Here is a 19,465-nt window from a genome sequence, read left to right as displayed (position 1 = left end):
CATGCCCAGTATCGTCGTTTCGCCGCTTGCCCGCATTGCCGAAATGGCCGTCCGTCACGGCTGTACCGAGATGATCAGCCTCGTCGCCAAGGGGCAGGATTTTCATCGCCCGGGCATCATCACCAAGGCGCGGCACCTGACACTGGGCATGAACGACATCACTTTCGCCGGCACCGGCGATCTGGTGGCACCGCAGGAAGACCATGTCCGGCAAATCATGGCCTTTGCCCAGGAGTGGGACCGCGCGCGCCCGTTGCTCGTCCATTGCTGGATGGGCGTTTCCCGTTCGCCCGCAGCCGCGCTCATCGCGGCGCTTGCGGCCGAGCCGGACCAGGACGACACAGAGTTGGTGCAGCACCTGCGGCAGGCTTCGCCCTTCGCGACCCCCAACAGCCGGCTCATCGAAATCGGCGATGCGGTGCTCGAGCGCAACGGACGGCTGATCGCCGCTGTTCGCGCGATCGGCCGGGGAGCGGACGCGGACGGCAACGCACCCTTTGTCCTGCCGCTCCTTGTCGAGGGAGCAACCGTTGCCGACTGAGACGCAGCCGACGACCGTTGAAATCGGCCTCAATGCGGCGATCGTCGCCGTCGTCCAGCGCAGCCCGCGCATCCTCGCCGTCAGCGAAGCGGACGGCGACACGCGCGACAGCCTGCCCTTCGGCCCTTTCGACCCTGCGCTCCACCGGACATTCGAAACGAGCCTGCGCGATCGCGTCGAAAAGCGAACGGCGCTGAAGCTCGGCTATATCGAGCAGCTCTACACCTTTGGTGATCGCGGCCGCCAGCGGCTTCCGGGCGAAGAAGGCAAACACATGGTCTCGGTCGGCTATCTCGCGCTGACCAGGACCGATGCCGAAAACACCGAGCGGCTCGCCGAAGCCGGCGCGCACTGGCGCGACTGGTACGGCTATCTGCCGTGGGAAGACTGGCGTCAGGGCCGCCCGCCAATCCTCGATCAAGCGATCCTGCCTGGGCTTGCCCGCTGGGAGAGCGGCGCCATCGGCGACGAGCGAGCGGGGCCGATTGCGCAACGCCGGGCGCGCATCCGTCTCGCCTTCGGACTCGACGACTTCCCCTGGGATGAAGAGCGCGTGCTGGAGCGCTACGAACTGCTCTATGAGGCCGGGCTGGTGCCCGAGGCGGTCATCGACGGCCACGGTAACGGTCACGACGTTCTGACCGCCGGACAGGCGATGCGCCATGACCACAGGCGTATTGTGGCAACAGCGATCGCGAGACTGCGCGGCAAGATCAAGTACCGGCCGGTCGTCTTCGAACTGATGCCGCCGGAGTTCACGCTGACCGACCTGCAAGCGACCGTAGAGGCGATCTCCGGCCGCCACCTGCACAAGCAGAACTTCCGCCGCCTCGTCGAAGGCGCGGAACTGGTGGAACCGACGGGCATGACGCTCTCTTCGACCGGCGGCCGGCCGGCCGCACTCTTCCGCTTCCGCCGCCAGATCCTCGACGAGCGCCCCGCCCCGGGCCTCAAGGTTGGCGGGCGATGATGCCAGCCATCAAGCGCTGAAAAGCGACGCTGCGTCTAAAAACATCCCGAGATGCGACCTACATTTGCTGGATCGTGATATGGTTGGCGCCGTGGGTGGAGACGAAACATTCGTGGCGCGCCCCCACACCAGAACGACGCGAAATTTCGACTGAGGTAAACCCCATGCTACTCGCACTGACCCTGCTGACGTCGCTGCTCGGCAGCCCGCAATCGGGGATCGACGAGAAGCCAAAGATGCCCGACTACTTCAAGAATCAGCAAGGCGGCTCGCAGCCGCAGACAACGATCTGCAATCTCAACAGCCAGGATTCGAACGGCCAATTCAAGACCTGCCGCTACGATTGCGGCACGCAGATCACCGTCGGCGAACGCTTCGCCTGCCCGTTCATCATGCAACGCTGACCCCACCGACGGTGGCGGACTACCGCTCGATCACCACATCAAGTCCGATGTCGAGCGTCGGCGCGGCCATGGTGATCTTGGAGGTCGAGATGTAATCGACACCGCTCTCCGCGATCACCCGCACCGTATCGATCTTGACGTTGCCGGAGGCTTCGAGCCGGGTGCGGCGGGGGTCGAGTGCATAGGCGTCGGCGGAAAGCTGCCAGTGCGCCCGGTTGACGGCGACGGCCTCGCGCAGCAGCTCCGGGCCCATATTGTCGAGCAGGATCACGTCGGGAGCCCCCGTCAGCGCCTCGCGCATCTGGTCCAGACCATCGACCTCGATCTCGATCTTGACGAGATGACCGCAATAGGCCCGCGCCGCGTGAATGGCACTGGCAACGCCGCCGGAAACGGCGATGTGGTTGTCCTTGATCAGCACCGCGTCGTCGAGACCATAGCGATGGTTGGAACCGCCGCCGAGCCGCACGGCATATTTTTCAAGCGCGCGCAGCCCCGGGATGGTCTTGCGGGTGCAGCAGATCTTCGCGCGGGTATGGGCGATCTCGTCGGCGAATTTCGCCGTATAGGTCGCAATGCCCGAGAGATGCATGAGGAAGTTCAGCCCGACGCGCTCGGCTGAAAGCAGTCCGCGGGCGCGACCAGAAATGCGGGCGATGGCTGTTCCGGCCGCCACTCGGTCTCCGTCCTCCACAAGCGCTTCGAAGCGGATCGACGGATCGACCAGGTGGAAGGCCGCCCGGGCGAGATCCAGCCCGGCGACGACGCCCGGATCGCGGGCATTCATGCCAGCCGTTGCCGTCAGCTCCGGCCCGATCGTCGACAGCGTGGTGATGTCGCCGGCACGGCCGAGGTCCTCTGTCAGTGCAGCGCGCACCTGGTCCTCGATCATCAGCGCGGGCAGTTCGGGGCGGAGGGCTGCTGTCATCTGCTATTCGTCCTTGAAATCAATCGCGTGCGCACCGGTATGCACCGGTTCACGCCGCTTCCGTTTCCGCCAGTTCCTGGGCCAAACGGTTGGCGTCGGCGAGCGTCAAATAGGTACGGCGGCGCCATTCCGGCCGCTCCGACGGGCAATCGGCGCGGAAGTGACCGCCACGGCTTTCGGTTCGACGAAGCGCACCGACGGTGATCAACTTGGCCGTCGTGATGATGTTGGTGAAGCGCATGCGGGTATTCTCGCGCTCGAGCACCGCGATCTCCCGGATTGCCTTCAGCAAGCTCTCGCGGGTGCGGATCACGCCGACGCAATCGCTCATCACCTGGCGGAGAATCTTGAGCTGCGGGCTATCTTCGACGGTCACCGGATCGTCATTCTCGCCGGCATTGTCGCCCCATTCGGTGAGTTGCGGCGTCGGCAGGGTGCCCTTGATGTTTTCGGCGATACGGGCGGCAAAGACGACTGCTTCGAGCAGCGAGTTTGACGCGAGGCGGTTAGCGCCGTGCACACCGGTCGAGGTCACTTCGCCGGCTGCCCAGAGACCATCGATCGAGGTGCGGCCTTCGGCATCAGTGAGCACGCCGCCCATGTGATAGTGGACCGCCGGCACCACCGGGATCGGCTGGGTCACCGGATCGATGCCGGCCGCGATGCACGAGGCATAGACCGTCGGGAACATCTCGGGGAAATGTTTGCCGACCGCCTTGGTGCAATCGAGAAAGGCGCCGCGCCCGGCCTGGACCTCGGCGAAGACCCCGCGCGAGACGATATCGCGGGGCGCAAGCTCGCCGTCCGGGTGGATGTCGAGCATGAAGCGGTGTCCGGCCGCATTCAAGAGATGGGCGCCATCGCCACGAAGGGCCTCGGTCGCGAGCGGCGCCGGGTCCTTGCCGATGTTGATCGCAGTCGGGTGGAACTGCACGAATTCCGGATCGGCGATGATCGCGCCGGCACGCGCCGCCATGCCGACCCCCTGCCCGCAGGCTTCCCACGGATTGGTCGTGACCGCATAGAGATGGCCGACGCCGCCAGAGCAAAGCACGACGGCGCGCGCCGGGAACGATACGCGCTTTTTCGACTGCCCTGCATCCGGACGCGCGATGACGCCCGAGATGAACCGGCCCTCGCGAACCAGTTCCTCGACGACGTAACCCTCGATTACGCGGATCGAAGGCGTCTTGCGCACCGCGGCAATCAACGCCTCCATGATCGCCTTGCCGGCCATGTCACCTTTGACCCGGACGATGCGGCGTTCGGAATGCGCCGCCTCGCGCGAGAGCAGCAACTTGCCTTCGAGGTCGCGATCGAAGGGCACGCCATATTCCAAGAGATCGTGAATGCGCGCCGGACCTTCGGCCACCATCATCCGCGTCATCTTCTCGTCGACAATGCCGGCGCCGGCGGTGAGCGTGTCGGCGACATGCTTCTCGAAGGTGTCGCCGGGGCTCATGGCCGCGGCGATGCCGCCCTGCGCCCAGGCCGAGGAAGCGCCATGGCCGATCGGTGCAGCAGCAAGGATCGTTACCGGCCTCGGGCTCAGCTTCAGCGCACAGAACAGCCCGGCCAAGCCGCCGCCGACGATGACGATATCGTCAATCCCGTTGAAGGATTGCGGGCGGAAATGGTCGGTCAGCATGATTCATTCTCCTCCAATGCGCATGCCTGCATCCGGATGAACATCACCCGGCAGAATTGTTACTGCTTGAGATTCACCATGCGTTCGACCGCCAGGCGGGCGCGATCGGCGATCGCGGGGTCGACGAGAACCTCCTCGGTCATGGTGAGCAGGCTGTCGAGGATCTTCGGCAGCGTGATGCGCTTCATGTGCGGACAGAGGTTGCAGGGCTTGACGAATTCGACGCCCTCGATCTCGGCCTGGATGTTCGACGCCATCGAGCATTCGGTGACGAGCAGCACCTTCGACGGGCGGTTGTCCTTGACATAGTTGATCATGCCCGACGTCGAACCGGCGAAGTCGCAGACGGCAATCACATCCGGGTGGCATTCCGGATGGCCGATGATCTCGATGCCCGGGTTGGCTTCCTTGTAGGCACGCAGTTCGGCAGCGGTGAAGCGCTCGTGCACCTCGCAGTGGCCCTTCCAGGTCAGGATCTTCTTGTTGGTCTGGCGCGCGACGTTCATCGCCAGATATTCGTCCGGGATGCAAAGCACCGTGTCGGATTCCAAGCTCTCGACGACGGCGAGCACGTTCGACGAGGTGCAGCAGATGTCGGTCTCGGCCTTCACGTCGGCCGATGTGTTGACGTAGGTCACGACCGGAACGCCGGGATAACGCTGCTTCAAAAGGCGCACGTCGGCACCGGTGATCGATTCCGACAGTGAACAGCCGGCCTTGGCGTCGGGGATCAGAACCGTCTTTTCCGGGTTCAGCAGCTTCGACGTTTCCGCCATGAAGTGCACGCCGCACTGAATGATGATCTCGGCATCGACCTTTGTGGCGTCGCGCGCAAGCTGCAGCGAATCGCCGACGATATCGGCGACGCAGTGGAAGATGTCGGGCGTCTGATAATTGTGCGCGAGAATGACCGCATTGCGCTCCTTTTTCAGCCGATTGATGGCGTGAACGTAGGGCGCATAGACCGGCCACTCGATTGCCGGGATGAAATCCTTCACCTTCTCGTAGAGATGCTCGGTCTCGCGCGCGACCGCAGGCGTGTAGGCAAGCTCGGGTCGTTCGATGATACCGAAACGAGCCGCGGCGCTGACAGGAACCGGGTTCGCTACCGCCTCAGTGCGAGGTACAACGCGCGTCATCGAGATCTCCTCTCCGCCCCTTTTTTCGGGCGGGTTTTCAATTATGCTCAAACTGAGCATAATTGAACCAAAACAAAAGCGGCAAAGCCGCATGGGTTGATTTAGAAAGTTTTGTGACAGAATTCAAGAATGGAGCGCTGCTTTTCGCAGCGCCCCCGATTTTGATGGGCGATCAGGCCATAGCCGGCCGTGCCACGCCCTTTTCCTCGATCGGCCAATGGACGACCGCCGCGAAGACGCCGAGCGCCACGCCGAGCCACCACACCGGATCATAGGAACCGAAGTGGTCGTAGAGATAGCCGCCCATCCAGACGCCCAGGAACGAGCCGATCTGGTGCGAGAGAAAGACGATGCCTCCGAGCAGGCCGAGGTGGCGGGTGCCGAACATGATGGCGACGAGCGCGTTGGTCGGCGGCACGGTCGACAGCCAGAGCAGGCCCATGACGATCGCGAAGACGATGACGGAGACCGGTGTCTGCGGCAGCAGCAGGAAGGCAGTCACCGCCACCGAGCGGGCGAGATAGATCAGCGCCAGGAAATAGGGCTTCGAGTAGCGCTGGGCGATGAACCCCGCCGACAGCGAACCGATGATGTTGAAGAAGCCGATCAGCGCCAGCGCAATCACCGCATAGCGCGCGTCGATGCCGATATCGCCGATATAGGCAGGGAAGTGCGCGGTGATGAAGGCGACCTGGTAGCCGCAGACGAAGAAGCCCGAAACCAAGAGCAGGTAGCTCTTGTGGCCGAGCGCTTCCTTCAGCGCCTCGCCGATCGACTGCTTGTACTGCGCCTCGCTCTGGCGACCGGAGGATGCATTGCCGCGCAGCGGGATGGCAAAGAACGGCACCAGCAGCATGAGGACGCCGAGATAGACCAGACTGTCCGACCAGCCATAGGCGGAGATCAGCCCCTGGCTCAAAGGCGCGAACAGGAACATGCCGGCCGAGCCCGCCGCCGTACAGATGCCGAAGGCGAGCGACCGCTGATGCGGCGTGACGTTGCGGGCGAAGGCGGAGAGCAGAATGCCGAAGGAGCCGGAACCCACCGCCATGCCGACGAGCACGCCGCCGCCGATGTGCAGCCAGATCGGCGCGTTGGCAAAGGCCATGATGATGAGGCCCGCAGCATAGAGAAGACCCGACACAGCGAGCACCCGCCAGGTGCCGAAGCGATCGGCGATCGCGCCGAAGAAGGGCTGGCTCAAGCCCCAGCACAGGTTCTGCAGGGCCATGGCAAGGCCGAAGGTCGTCCGGTCCCAGCCGGTATCGGCGAGCATCGGCAACTGGAAGAAGCCCATCGCCGAGCGTGGGCCGAATGTGAGCATCGCAACGATCGAGCCGGCCGCGATGATCAGCCAGGGCATCTCCCGGCTGGCACTGGACGGCGCGCATGCTCCGGAAACAGCGGACATGGAATATCTCCGATTGAAGGAGCGGCATCCTATCCCGGCGGCCAAAACAGAGAAAAGCCAATTAAATTGACGCCGCGATCACCGGAATTGATGCCCGCCTCACCCGGCACTGCGGAAGCGGTTGCGGAACTGATCGAGCACCCGGTCGAGCCTTCCCCGGTGATCCGCGTGAATGGGAGAAGCACAACGCCTCCCCCGCCTGCCTCTCGGATCTCGGCGCCAAGCTACTCGGCATCACGCCTTGGGCGTGAGGCGTCTTAAGAGACTCGAACGGCCCAGAGCAATTCCAGGAAAAGTGTGAAGCGGTTTCCGTCCGGAATTGCGTATGAACTAAGCCGAAACACGCACCTTCATCGGCCAGCGCTCACCGCGCCGGCCGATGACCTTGACCTCGTCGTCGAGCGTCACAGTGCCTTCGCTGCGCGGCACGGCATTCCAGCCGAAGAGGACGCCGGCCACGCGCCGGTCGGCCGACATGCGCTTTTCGGCCAGTCCCTGGATCGGGTTGCCGCCGATACGCTCGCCGGTAAGTTGGTCCTGTGTCGTCATGATGCAGCGGGCGCAAGGCTTGACGAGATCCAACCGAATGCCGCCGATCTCGACGCTCTCCCAGAAGTCTTCCTCCCAGGCTTCGTCGCAAGCGACGAGGATGTTGGTGCGGAAACGATCCATGCCGACGGGTTCCTGACCCTTTTCGGTGAGCGTCCGGTTGAGATCGGCGAGCGAGCCTGTCGTCGTGATCAGGATCGGGAAGCCATCGGCAAAGCCCACAGGTGCCGCCGTACCCGCCCATTCGGCACCGACCAGGCGCTCGGCCGAGGCGTCCATGTGAGCAAGCTTGACCGGGCGGCCGAACCATGCGGACAGAACCGCGTCCGTCGCATCGTCCGACACCGCGGCATCGACTTCGCTGCCCCAGACCTGGACGTTGAGCCGCCGATCCGGATCAAAGCGTACCGCAATCTCGCTGCCACCCATCTTCAGGTGCACGCCGCCATCGATGTGGCTGGCTTCGACCTTCGCCAGCGCCTGCAATTCGCGCTGCGTGATGAAGCGCCCATCCGGCTCGATCAGCATGAAACGCCGGTCACCCGCGATACCGTCGAGATTGACGGTAACCATCTCGCGAGCGATCGCGCGACCGCTCTTCAGCGGATGAATGTTGAGGCCGGTCACCTTCATGGGCAATTCCTTCATCTTCAAAAATTGATTCAAGCGCCTGACGATCCGATTCACCAGGTCGCCATAATCCGTTGAAACGGCTGGATCATTTTTCTGTTTCGAGGAAACCGCGAAATGATCCAGCTTTTGAAAAGCCGCAAGTCCGAACGGAAAACCGTTTCACACTTTTCCTGGATTTGCTCTAAATTTCATCGAGCATCATGGCAAGCACGTCGCGCAGCCGCTGCTCGCGCTCCGTGGCCAATCGGCGGCCAGCTTCGGTCTTGAAGCCATCGGCCAGCCGGAAGAGCTTGGTCTCGAAGTGGTCGATGGCAAAAGCCTTGTCATCAAGCTGCCTTGCCCCCGCCAGCGGATCAAGCGGATCATAGAGGCCGCTGCCCATGCGCCCGGCGATATAGAAACACCGGGCGGCACCGACCATGCCAATCGCATCCAGCCGATCGGCATCCTGAAGGATCTTCGCCTCCAGCGTCTCCGGCGGAATGTTGGCGGAGAAGCTGTGGGTCAATATGGCATGCGCCACCGCGGCCGTCTCCGCTGCGTCCCATCCGAGACCTTGCAGGATGCCCGTCGCCTTCTCCGCCGCCAGCCGCGATGCCTCAGTGCGCAAGGGCGAGTTCTTCTCGACCGAAACGCAATCATGCAGCAGCACCGCTGCGGCAAGCGGCCGGGCATCGCCACCCTCCTCCGCATGGATGCGCGCGGCGTTCTTCCAGACGCGGATCAGATGGGCGGCATCATGCGACCCGTCATCGGCGGCAAAGGCATGCGGCAACAGCACCGCCGCGAGCTCTTCATGCGGCGCGAAGGCGGCCGCGAGTTTCGAAATGCGTGTCATGACATCCTATTGCTGTTCGGTCGGGTTCGTCGGCGCCGTCGGTACGACGCCGGCACCGGACAGGATCTTCTGGTAGAAAAGCCCGATGCCGATCAATACCCCGCCAAGGCCGATGAAAGACAGTGCCCGCAGGAAACCTTCGAGGTTGGACATGTCGATCAGGAACACCTTCAGCACGGCGACGAAGACGAGAACCGCCGAAGCGATGCGGATGCTCTTGGCATGGAAGCGCGAACCGAGCACGAGCAGCAGCACGCCGAGCAGCAGCCAGACGACCGAATAGGTGTAGGTTTCTCCCTGCAGGAAGCCCTTCCAATCCGCGATGTTTTCCCCCTGCCACGCACGGCGCACGGTAAGGCTGGCCCAAGCGAAGGCAAGGACCGCGCCGCTGACCGCGAGCGCCATGACATAGGGCAAAGGCCGCTTGTCGCGCGCGTACCAGGCGAGCCCGGCATAGCCGAGCCCCGGCAACAGATAGCCGATCAGCAGCAGATCGAAGAACGGGATATGGCCCAGCAGCTCGCCGCTGAAGTAAGGATTGAGGCCGAGGAGATGCGCCGACAGCACCGACAACATCGAGAGCACGCCGAGGCCCATGCCGCCGTAACGGAAGACGGGACTCGGTGCCTTCATGTCGAGGCTCATGAAGATGGCCGAGGCGCCGATCGCCAGCAGCGTATAGATCGATTGCTCGCCGAGCGTCGGCACCGAGCTGTCGAGCACGCCGCCGTTCATCGCATGGCGCACCAGGATCGCAAGCGTCAGCAGCACAAACAGGCTGGCCAGCGCCTGCAGCAGGTTGCGTACGCGCGTGTCCGGCCAGGATCTGAGGAAGTACGCCGAACCGGCGAGGAGCGCGGCGGGAATGCCGTAGCCCGGCAGCAGCGCATTGAAGACAGGCGTGGTGCCGAGATTGCCAGCGCCGACAATCGTCGGCTCCCAGGCGATGCGCCCGAGAACGACGACGGCCGCCGCGCCGGTCATCCAGGGCAGGATCGGCCAGATGCGGATGCGCGTCGCGAGCGCATAGGCTGTTCCGATTACCGCAATCGCAAGTGTCGTGGCCAATCCATCCGTCCAGGCATGGAGCGCAAGAATGAAGAACGCGAACGAACCGGCGACCAGCAGGCCAGCCGCCGTGTCGCGCGCCTCTGCCCCGCCGTCACGGCGGTAAAGCCAGTCCGCCAGCGCGAGCAGCGCGGCGCCGGCGACGAGCGAGAACAGACCGTGCGGCAGGTCGAAGGCATAGTTACCGGTCATCAGGAATGACATCGCCGTCAGCGCGACCGGAACGACCGCGGCAATGCCGGCCCAGAGGGTCGAATATTGCGGATGGGTGACGAGACGGCGCGAAAGCACGAAGCCGCCGAGCGTCACGAACAGTGCTGCAAGCAGCATCGCGGTGATCATGGCGGTCCGTCCGGGCAGCACGATCGTCGGGAGAGCATCGGCCAGCGAGGGATCGAGATAGGCAAGCACGCCGCTCAGCGCCGTCAGGCTCCAGACGCCGGCGACTGCGCCGACGGCGGAAAGCACGGCGGGATAGACCGCTGTTGTCCGCCACGCTCCCAGGGCTGCCAGCGCCGCAATGACCACAGCAAATTCCGTCACCGGATAGTTGACCGCGGTTACCGCCGGGCTGATGAGGAGGAGCGCCAAAACCGTGGCGGCGATGGCTGCGGAAATGGAAATTGCCGCATGCGGCGGGATAAACAACAGCTCCCACGGTCCGGCAACGCCGCCGCGTCGCACCACTCCGTCAGGCATCTCGGTTGCGGGCGCCGCCTCCGTAGCCCCCGGCCAGACAAGACCGATACCCGCGATCGTCACCAGCAGCGCAAAGGCGACCGGCAGCGGTTCGAATGGCGAGACCGCACTGATATAGGCGAGCCCCCAAAGCCCGATGCCCGCATTGGCCAACGTCGGCACCACGGTCCAGGTCCGCAGCCGCGAGGCCAACAGGGTCGCCACCCAGACGACCGACAGGAAACCGAAGAGCACCCAGGGGCGCGGCTCGTCGCTCGATACGAGTGCCGGCGTTGCGAGCGAGGCAAGCAAACCGAGGCCGGCCAGCGCCTGCCCATGCAGCAGCGACAGACCGACGGTCGCCAGCGAGATTGCTGCGAGGAGAACGAATGCTGTGCCCGTGCCGATGTAGCCGTAGATGTCGTAGGCGGCATAGGCGACGCCGAAGAGAGTGACGGCACCGGCAGCCGTCAGGATGCCGGGGATCATCGCGTTCTGGAACTCATTGGCGATGACAGGCACGGCGCGCCTGCGAATGATTTCCCCCGCCGCCATCAGCAGGAGGCCGAACAGGGCGGCAAGCGTCAGGCGAACCGCCGGGCTCAGGAGGCCGGCATCGATCGAATATTTGACCATGAAGACGCCGCCAAGCGCGAGCGCGATGCCGCCGACCCAGACGGCCCAACGCGCACCGAGGCGGCTTTCCAGGCTTTCGGCCTGACGGGGCGCGGCCATGACCGGCTGCGGCGCTTCCGTGCTGGCGGCGATCGTCTCGTCGCCCTCAATGCCTTCCGCCGCTTTTTCCGCGTCGCCAAAGATCCGGGCGCCCTCGTGCGCACTTGCCGGCAGGCCGACGGCGGCGTCCTCGGCCGTCTCCGTTTCCGCCGGCAATTCGGGCGCAGCGGCGAACTCTTCGCTCGTAGCTTCGGCTTGAACGCCTTCACGCGACGAGGCCTTCAGGCTTGCGACCTCCGCCCTCAGGGTGGCGAGCTCACGCTCCAGCCGCTCGGCCGTCTTGCGACCGCCGACAAAGGCGGCAAGCGCCAGAATAACGGCAAAAAAATCAAAGAGTTCGAACATGGTTTCCCCTGACAGTCGCACATGCAAACCGCGCGCAACCATACAAACTTTTACGCGCTCGCCAAATCTCTACAGCGCCGCGCGTCTCATCGACGCGCAAAGATCGCTGTAGCACCCTGAATTGCCGCATGTTTCCTTAAATCGGAGACGGTTTAAGGAAACATGCAGTAGACGGGCGAGCGCTGTAATCTCTTCACGGAAATGTCGCAGAACTGTCATCGGCCAACTGATACAGGCGGATGAGCACCGCCGTCCAGCGCGGTGGTTTCCATCGTTCAACCAGGAGACCCGATCATGGACAAGCATCTCGGCCAGACGGAAGAGACCGAATTCAAGACGCTGACGGAACGCAGGGAAGATCTGGAAGACATCGGCCACAACTGTTCCACCAATCCGACGATGGGCGACATCATCCATCGCCGCTTCTCGCGCCGCTCGTTCATCGGCGGTTCGCTCGCCGTTGCCGCGATTTCGACGACCGTCAGCCCGCTCGCTCTCCTGACCGCCGAAGAAGCACGCGCCGAAGAAGGTTCGCGTTTCGACTTCACCGAGATCGAAGCCGGCGTTGATGAAAAGCACCATGTCGCCGAAGGCTACGATGCCGATATACTGCTGCGCTGGGGCGACAAGATCTTCGCCGACAGCCCGGAGTTCGACCCGAAGAACCAGACGGCCGCCGCCCAGGAAAAGCTCTTCGGCTACAACAACGACTATGTCGGCTTCATCCCGCTCGACGGCAGCGCCAACCACGGTCTCCTGGTCGTCAACCACGAATACACCAACGCCGAGCTGATGTTCCCGGCCTTCGCCAGCGTTGTGAAGGAAAAGGTGACGAAGGACGGCAAGGAAGTCGAGGAAGAGAAGGTCGTTCTCGGCGAATATACCAAGGAACTGGTCGACATCGAAATGGCCGCCCATGGCGGCACGATCATCGAGATCCGCAAGGTGGACGGCAAGTGGCAGCCGGTTCTCGACGGCAAGCACAACCGCCGCATCAGCGTCAACACCGAGATGCAGATTACCGGCCCCGCCGCCGGTCATGACCGCCTGAAGACGCAGTCCGATCCGACGGGCAAAAAGGTCTTCGGCACGATCAACAACTGCGCCGGCGGCGTCACCGCCTGGGGCACCTACATGATGGCCGAAGAAAACTTCAACGGCTATTTCGGCGGCGAGATTGCCGAGGATCACCCGGAATACAAGCAGCTCAAGCGCCTGGGCGCTCCGGGCGGCCAGTATGAATGGGCCTCCTTCCATGACCGGTTCGACGTCTCCAAGGAGCCGAACGAAGCCAATCGTTTCGGCTGGATCGTCGAGGTCGACGCGCTGGACCCGACCTCGGTGCCGAAGAAGCGCACCGCACTCGGCCGCTTCAAGCATGAAGGCTGCGAATCGATAGTCAACAAGGACGGCCGCGTCGTGCTCTATTCCGGCGACGACGAGCGTTTCGACTATGTCTACAAGTTCGTGACCAAGGGCACGTTCAACCCTGATGATCGTGCCGCCAATATGGACCTCTTCGACGAAGGCACGCTCTATGTCGCCAAGTTCGATGAAGACGGCACCGTCACCTGGATGCCGTTGGTCCACGGCGAGGGCCCGCTGACCGAAGCCAACGGCTTCGCCTCGCAGGCCGACGTGCTGATCAACACCCGTCTTGCCTCCGACGCACTCGGCGCCACCAAGATGGACCGTCCTGAAGACGTGCAGCCGAACCCGAAGACGGGCAAGGTCTACGTGATGCTGACCAACAATACCAAGCGCAAGGCCGAAGAGGTCGACGCCGCCAATCCGCGCGCCAAGAACGCTTTCGGCCATATCGTCGAGATCACCGAGACCGACGGCGACTTCGCTTCGCTGAAGAGCCGCTGGGACGTACTGCTGAAGTGCGGCGATCCAAGTGTCGCCGAGGTCGGCGCTTCGTTCTCGACCGCCACCACCAAGAATGGCTGGTTCGGCATGCCCGACAATTGCGCCATCGACGCCGACGGCCGCCTTTGGGTGGCGACCGACGGCAACAACCAGAAGGAAACCGGCCGCACCGACGGCATCTGGGCGATCGACACGGACGGCGCAGCCCGCGGCACGTCAAAGCTCTTCTTCCGCGTGCCGGTTGGTGCCGAAATGTGCGGCCCCTGCTTCAACCCGACGTCGGATACCTTCTTCCTCTCGGTCCAGCATCCGGGCGACGCCGGCCTTGCCACCTACGAGACGCCGGCAACCCGCTGGCCCGACTTTAAGGATGACATGCCGGTTCGCCCGGCTGTCGTCGCCGTGACCAAGCAGGGTGGCGGCCGCATCGGCTGATCAGGACTGCGGATCGCAAACGAACGCCGCGCAGTTTGAACTGACCCCCGAAAGTTGGACATCAAGCTTCGGGGGTCAGTTCAGTTCTGCGCGGCGTTCTCGTTTCCGGAGTTGTTTTTAGCGACGCGATTCCGCACGGAAAACCGCTTCGCACTTTTCCTGGAATTGTCGTTGAAGTGGCGCAATTCCGGACGGAAAACCGCTTCGCACTTTTCCTGGAATTGCTTTTAACGCCGCAGATTGTCGATCGGAAAGATCGCGCAGGTTTCGGTGCCATGGGCCAGCAGCTTGCCGTTTCCGTCGCGAAGCCAGGCTTCCGATGTCGCGATCGTCCGGCCGCGATGCACGATGCGCCCCTCGCAGAAGACCTCACCCATTCCGGGGAGCAACGGCCGGACGAGGTTCACCTTGAACTCGACGGTCGTATAGGCTTCGCCCGGTTTCACCGTGGTGAAGACGGCGCAGCCGAGCGCGGAATCCATGATCGTCGCCGTCCAACCGCCATGAACCGTGCCGAGCGGGTTGAGATGTTCCTCGGTCGGCAATCCCTTGAAGACCACCCGGCCCTCTTCCACTTCGCTCAGTCCGAACTTCAGTGTCTTGGACATTGGCGGTGCCGGCAGCTCGCCGCTCAGCAGATCCTGCATCGCCTTGAGACCGCCGTCACGGGCGACACGGTCGAGCGACAGCACACCGATGCCGGATACGGACATGCCGGGATAAAGCTCTTCATACATCGATAACTCCTACTGCATGTTGCCTTTAATCGTTGCCGATTAAAGGACAAAAACATGCAGCACTTCAAAGTGCTACAGCGACCTTTGGCGTCTGATAAGACGCTCTGCGCTGTAGGAGATCAGGCGGCGGAGGATTGCGCATTCAGCGCCTTGAGCGCCGCATGGACGAAGCCGTCGCGCGCGGAAGATACGTCCAGGCCGCGCGGCTCATAGACATGGCGGTTGAGGAAGAAGGCGGTCAGGCGGAAGGCGGCGGCAAGGCTGTCGTGATCCGCTGCCCGGCGCGTTTGCGCAGAAAGGAACTCCGGCAGCACCAGCATCCGGTCGGCATAGCGTTCCCCCGCCGCCCGACAGACCGCCCTGCCCGATTTCGGCGAGACATAGACCAGTTCGGTGCGGGCGCCGGTCGCGACACATTCCGTGAGGTCGAGCCCGAATCCGAGGTCGTTGAGAACCGCAAGCTCGAAGCGCACGAACAATTCTCCGGCATCGGCCGGATCGGCGAGATGATCGACGATGACGGTCAGCGCCTCGTAGAGGTGCGGATGCGGGTCACGCTCCGGGAGGAGCCGCAGGAGCGCACCGAGCGCCTGGATGCCATAGACCGAGGTTGCCGTCTCCATCAGCCGGGCGGCGCGCAGCTCCACCGGTTCGATGCGGAATTCGCCCATATGCTCGTCAAGCCGGGCGCGCCAGGTCACTTCCACCGAATTGCCCGGCTGCAGCACCGGCTGCATGATGCGCGAGCGGCCCGAGCGCACCATGCCGAGATGCCGGCCGTGGGTGGCGCTCATGACCTCCACGATGGCCGAGCTTTCGCCGTGCCGCCGTATCCCGAGAATAATGGCCTGATCGCTCCATTGCATGGATATGGCATACACCCGCGGTCGAAAGCGGATCAAGCTATGTTGCGAACGCAAGCGCGACACGGCCGAGTGTCGCCATTCGGCCACACTCACTGGTTGCCTCATTTGCGACATGCTGTCGCCGCCCCGACGCCGTCTTTGACATTAGAACGGAAGAGCGGCAAAAGCCGTGCCTCCCGCCCAAAATGACAAATCAGCAGGATCAAAATTTTCATTATGTGTGTGTCCCGGAACAGCGCCGGCCGCCTGGCGCAGCTCTTCGCCCTTCTTCTCGCCACCTCGACGCTCGCCAGTTGCGTCACCACGTCGGGGCCGGCCAAGCCGAAGGGACCGGATCCATACTATGTGGCGATGTACGGGCCGCTGCCGAATGAGAAGTTCCCGCTGGATGCGATCGATATCAGCAAGGTCGACAAGCGCTATCTGCGCCAGCAGGTTGCCTATCAGACGCATGAGCCGCCGGGCACGATCGTGATCGATACGCAGAACCGCTTCCTTTACCTCGTCCAGGATGGCGGCATGGCGATGCGCTACGGCATCGGCGTCGGCAAGGCCGGCCTGGAATTCGAGGGCGAGGCGCGCATTGCGCGCAAGGCCGAATGGCCGCGCTGGACGCCGACGCAGGACATGGTGGCGCGCGAGCCCGAGCGCTACGGCCCGCTTGCCGGCGGGATGGAGCCGGGTGTGCGCAACCCGCTTGGACCGCGCGCGCTTTATCTCTTCCAGGGCAACCGCGACACGCTGTTCCGCATCCACGGCACGACCGAGGCCTGGTCGATCGGCAAGGCCGTCTCCAGCGGCTGCATCCGTCTCTTCAACCCCGATATCATCGACCTCTACAGCCGCGTGCCGCTCGACTCGCGTGTCGTGGTACTGCAGGCCGAACCGCCGATAACAGAGCCGGCCGCAGGCGTGCCGATGGCGAGCGCTGCCAATGGCGGCCTGCCGCCAGCCTATTGACTGAACGCCTTGCCGATCCAAGCCATCCACGAGCGCTGGATCAGCCAATATGCGGGACACGCGATGTCGGTCCTCTCCGCCCTGCAACAGGGACTGGACCGACCATCGGAGTGATGGATTCGACTTTCCATCGCGCGGCTTTCTTCGTAAGAACGCCCTGACAACACAATCTGGGGACATGGTCGTGCGCTACCTCATCACCGGCACCGCGGGCTTCATCGGTTTTCATCTCGCCAAGCGATTGATCGACGAAGGCCATTTCGTGGTCGGCTTCGACGGCATGACGCCCTATTACGACGTCACGCTGAAGCAGCGCCGGCATGCGATCCTGGCCCGATCGAACGGCTTCAAGGCCGTCGTCGGCCTGCTCGAAGACCGCGCGGCGCTGAACCATGCGGCGGAGATTGCCGAGCCCGAGGTCGTCATCCACCTCGCGGCCCAGGCCGGGGTGCGCTACAGCCTCGAAAATCCCAAGGCCTATGTCGATTCCAACCTCGTCGGTTCGTGGAACATCCTGGAGCTGGCGCGCGAGCTCGGCCCCAAGCACCTGATGCTCGCCTCGACGTCCTCGATCTACGGCGCCAACGAAAAGATCCCGTTTGCGGAGACCGACCGCGCCGACGAGCCGATGACGCTCTATGCCGCCACGAAGAAATCGATGGAGCTGATGGCGCACAGCTATGCCCATCTCTACAAGGTTCCAACCACGGCCTTCCGTTTCTTCACGGTCTATGGCCCGTGGGGCCGGCCCGACATGGCGCTGTTCAAGTTCGTCGACGCCATCCACAAGGGACAGCCGATCGACATCTATGGCGAAGGCCGCATGAGCCGCGACTTCACCTATATCGACGACCTCGTCGAAGGCATTCTCCGGCTCTCGCACGTGGCGCCGGCGGAAGAAAACCGCGTGCCGTCCGAGAAGGCCGAGGACACGCTGTCGCGCCAGGGGCCGTTCCGGGTCGTCAATGTCGGCGGCGGCCAGCCGGTCGAGTTGATGACCTTCGTCGAGACAATCGAGAAGGCCGTCGGCAAACCGGCGCTGCGCAACATGCTGCCGATGCAGCAGGGCGACGTGCCGCGCACCTATGCCTCTCCCGATCTGCTCGAGGCACTGACCGATTTCAAACCCTCGATCCCGGTGGCAGAAGGCGTGGCGCGCTTTGCCGCCTGGTATGAGGAATACTACAATGTCGGCGGCAAAGCCGGATCCTCGGCCCCGCAGGCATAAGCACGGGCGAACCGGCATGGTGTGCGCGTTCACCGACAAGAGCTCGCCAGACAACAAAGGAAAGAGCCTATGAAAATCACGATGATCGGCGCCGGCTATGTGGGCCTCGTTTCCGGTGTGTGTTTTGCGGATTTCGGTCACGACGTCGTTTGTCTCGACAAGGATGAGAGCAAGATCGACGCGCTGATGCAGGGGCGGATCCCGATCTTCGAACCCGGCCTCGACCAGCTGGTCGCCAGCAACGTCGCCTCGGGCCGCCTGTCGTTCACCACCGATCTCGTTGCCGCCGTCGCCGACAGCGACGTGATCTTCATTGCGGTCGGCACCCCTTCCCGCCGCGGCGACGGTCACGCGGACCTGTCCTATGTGTATGCGGCCGCCCGCGAGATCGCCGCCAATCTCCAGGGCTTCACCGTCATCGTCACCAAATCCACCGTTCCGGTCGGCACCGGCGACGAGGTCGAGCGCATCATTCGCGAGACCAATCCCGGCGCCGATTTCGCCGTCGTCTCCAATCCGGAATTCCTGCGCGAAGGCGCGGCGATCGAGGACTTCAAGCGGCCTGACCGCATCGTCATCGGTGTTGCCGACGACGACGAGCGGGCGCGCGACGTCATGACCGAGGTTTACCGGCCGCTCTATCTCAACCAGTCGCCGCTCGTCTTCACCTCGCGCCGCACCTCCGAACTGATCAAGTATGCCGGCAATGCCTTCCTGGCGATGAAGATCACCTTCATCAACGAGATGGCCGATCTCTGCGAAAAGGTCGGCGCCAATGTCCAGGACGTCGCCCGCGGCATCGGCCTCGACGGCCGCATCGGCTCGAAGTTCCTGCATGCCGGCCCCGGCTACGGCGGCTCGTGCTTCCCGAAGGACACGCTGGCCCTGGTCAAGACCGCCCAGGACCATGACGCGCCCGTGCGCCTCGTCGAGACCACGGTTGCGATCAACGACAACCGCAAGCGGGCGATGGGCCGCAAGGTGATCGCGGCGGCCGGCGGCGACGTGCGCGGCCACAAGATCGCCATCCTCGGCCTCACCTTCAAGCCGAACACCGACGACATGCGCGACAGCCCGGCGATCGCCATCGTGCAGACGCTGCAGGATGCCGGCGCCCACATTGTCGGCTATGATCCGGAAGGCATGGAGAACGCCAGGAAGATCATCGACGGCATCGATTATGCCGGCGATCCCTACGAGGCGGCCAACGAGGCGGATGCGCTGGTGATCGTGACGGAATGGAACGAGTTCCGGGCGCTCGATTTCCGCCGCCTGAAAGCGGCGATGAAGAAACCCGTGCTCGTCGACCTCCGGAACATCTACCGCCAGGACGAGGTCGCCAAGCACGGCTTTGCCTATTCCAGCATCGGCCGGCCCCTCTGAGGGGGCCTACTGCATGTTTCCTTTAATCGTAGCCGGTTAAAGGGCGAAAACATGCAGCAATTCAAAGTGCTACAGCGACCTTTGCGCGTCTGATAAG

The 19,465-nt window shown here is 63.5% G+C and carries 16 protein-coding genes and 2 pseudogenes; 9 read left to right on the top strand and 9 right to left on the bottom strand.

Annotated features, from left to right (window positions below; all coding sequences use genetic code 11):
• The first annotated feature begins 1 nt into the window (after position 1).
• The 3 genes from QM996_RS04185 (at position 2) to QM996_RS04175 (ending at position 1,915) form a co-directional block, all read left to right on the top strand.
• Complete coding sequence (locus tag QM996_RS04185) at positions 2-541, top strand: tyrosine phosphatase family protein (RefSeq protein ID WP_500269423.1); 540 nt, start codon at positions 2-4, stop codon at positions 539-541.
• On the top strand, positions 531-1,511 hold the full coding sequence (locus tag QM996_RS04180) for an NUDIX hydrolase (RefSeq protein ID WP_500269422.1): 981 nt from the start codon (positions 531-533) through the stop codon (positions 1,509-1,511). Before QM996_RS04185 ends, QM996_RS04180 begins: the two co-directional genes overlap by 11 nt.
• 164 nt (positions 1,512-1,675) lie before the next feature.
• Positions 1,676-1,915, top strand: coding sequence for a hypothetical protein (locus QM996_RS04175; protein ID WP_500269421.1), 240 nt, complete (start codon positions 1,676-1,678; stop codon positions 1,913-1,915).
• A 19-nt stretch (positions 1,916-1,934) separates the two neighbouring features.
• On the opposite strand, the gene nadC is transcribed toward QM996_RS04175, so the two are convergent.
• The 4 genes from nadC to QM996_RS04155 all read right to left on the bottom strand — a co-directional run bounded on the left by nadC (position 1,935) and on the right by QM996_RS04155 (position 7,041).
• The gene (gene nadC / locus QM996_RS04170) at positions 1,935-2,843 is read right to left on the bottom strand and encodes a nicotinate-nucleotide diphosphorylase (RefSeq protein WP_500269420.1); all 909 of its coding nucleotides are present in this window, start codon (positions 2,841-2,843) and stop codon (positions 1,935-1,937) included.
• 49 nt (positions 2,844-2,892) lie between these two features.
• Entirely contained in the window at positions 2,893-4,491 is a 1,599-nt protein-coding gene (locus QM996_RS04165) for an L-aspartate oxidase (protein WP_500269419.1), read from the bottom strand.
• Between the two features lie 59 nt (positions 4,492-4,550).
• Entirely contained in the window at positions 4,551-5,630 is a 1,080-nt protein-coding gene (gene nadA, locus QM996_RS04160; RefSeq protein ID WP_500269418.1) for a quinolinate synthase, read from the bottom strand.
• A gap of 172 nt (positions 5,631-5,802) precedes the next feature.
• Positions 5,803-7,041, bottom strand: a complete 1,239-nt coding sequence (locus QM996_RS04155) for an MFS transporter (protein ID WP_500269417.1) — start codon at positions 7,039-7,041, stop codon at positions 5,803-5,805.
• A gap of 149 nt (positions 7,042-7,190) precedes the next feature.
• Here QM996_RS04155 and QM996_RS04150 point away from each other — a divergent pair.
• Positions 7,191-7,292: pseudogene (locus tag QM996_RS04150) on the top strand (phytanoyl-CoA dioxygenase family protein); the annotation flags it as partial.
• A 79-nt stretch (positions 7,293-7,371) separates the two neighbouring features.
• On the opposite strand, the gene QM996_RS04145 reads toward QM996_RS04150, so the two are convergent.
• The 3 genes from QM996_RS04145 to QM996_RS04135 form a co-directional block, all read right to left on the bottom strand.
• Entirely contained in the window at positions 7,372-8,223 is an 852-nt protein-coding gene (locus QM996_RS04145; RefSeq protein WP_500269416.1) for an MOSC domain-containing protein, read from the bottom strand.
• Between the two features lie 181 nt (positions 8,224-8,404).
• A complete protein-coding gene (locus tag QM996_RS04140) occupies positions 8,405-9,061 on the bottom strand; it encodes an HD domain-containing protein (protein WP_500269415.1) in 657 nt (218 codons plus the stop codon).
• A 6-nt stretch (positions 9,062-9,067) separates the two neighbouring features.
• Positions 9,068-11,887, bottom strand: a complete 2,820-nt coding sequence (locus tag QM996_RS04135; protein ID WP_500269414.1) for a DUF2339 domain-containing protein — start codon at positions 11,885-11,887, stop codon at positions 9,068-9,070.
• Positions 11,888-12,181: 294 nt separating this feature from the next.
• On the opposite strand from QM996_RS04135, the gene QM996_RS04130 reads away from it, so the two are divergent.
• On the top strand, positions 12,182-14,194 hold the full coding sequence (locus tag QM996_RS04130) for a PhoX family protein (RefSeq protein WP_500269413.1): 2,013 nt from the start codon (positions 12,182-12,184) through the stop codon (positions 14,192-14,194).
• Between the two features lie 227 nt (positions 14,195-14,421).
• On the opposite strand, the gene QM996_RS04125 is transcribed toward QM996_RS04130, so the two are convergent.
• Positions 14,422-14,931: a PaaI family thioesterase gene (locus tag QM996_RS04125; RefSeq protein WP_500269412.1), complete on the bottom strand. Its 510-nt coding sequence runs from the start codon at positions 14,929-14,931 to the stop codon at positions 14,422-14,424.
• 119 nt (positions 14,932-15,050) lie between these two features.
• Positions 15,051-15,797, bottom strand: a complete 747-nt coding sequence (recO, locus tag QM996_RS04120) for a DNA repair protein RecO (RefSeq protein ID WP_500269411.1) — start codon at positions 15,795-15,797, stop codon at positions 15,051-15,053.
• 216 nt (positions 15,798-16,013) lie between these two features.
• Here recO and QM996_RS04115 point away from each other — a divergent pair, with 216 nt between their 5' ends.
• The 4 genes and pseudogenes from QM996_RS04115 to rkpK all read left to right on the top strand — a co-directional run bounded on the left by QM996_RS04115 (position 16,014) and on the right by rkpK (position 19,368).
• A complete protein-coding gene (locus tag QM996_RS04115) occupies positions 16,014-16,757 on the top strand; it encodes a L,D-transpeptidase (protein WP_500269410.1) in 744 nt (247 codons plus the stop codon).
• A pseudogene (locus QM996_RS04110) lies at positions 16,758-16,871 on the top strand (transcriptional regulator); the annotation flags it as partial.
• Positions 16,872-16,941: 70 nt separating this feature from the next.
• The gene (locus QM996_RS04105; protein ID WP_334198660.1) at positions 16,942-17,985 is read left to right on the top strand and encodes an NAD-dependent epimerase; all 1,044 of its coding nucleotides are present in this window, start codon (positions 16,942-16,944) and stop codon (positions 17,983-17,985) included.
• Between the two features lie 69 nt (positions 17,986-18,054).
• A complete protein-coding gene (gene rkpK, locus QM996_RS04100; protein ID WP_500269409.1) occupies positions 18,055-19,368 on the top strand; it encodes a UDP-glucose dehydrogenase family protein in 1,314 nt (437 codons plus the stop codon).
• The last annotated feature ends 97 nt before the right edge of the window (positions 19,369-19,465 follow it).

It is taken from the genome of Sinorhizobium chiapasense (genome assembly GCF_045277575.1).
Taxonomy (GTDB): domain Bacteria; phylum Pseudomonadota; class Alphaproteobacteria; order Rhizobiales; family Rhizobiaceae; genus Ensifer; species Ensifer chiapasense_A.
Note: the sequence above shows the minus strand (reverse complement) of the source record. Positions and strands in the feature narration are given on the sequence as shown.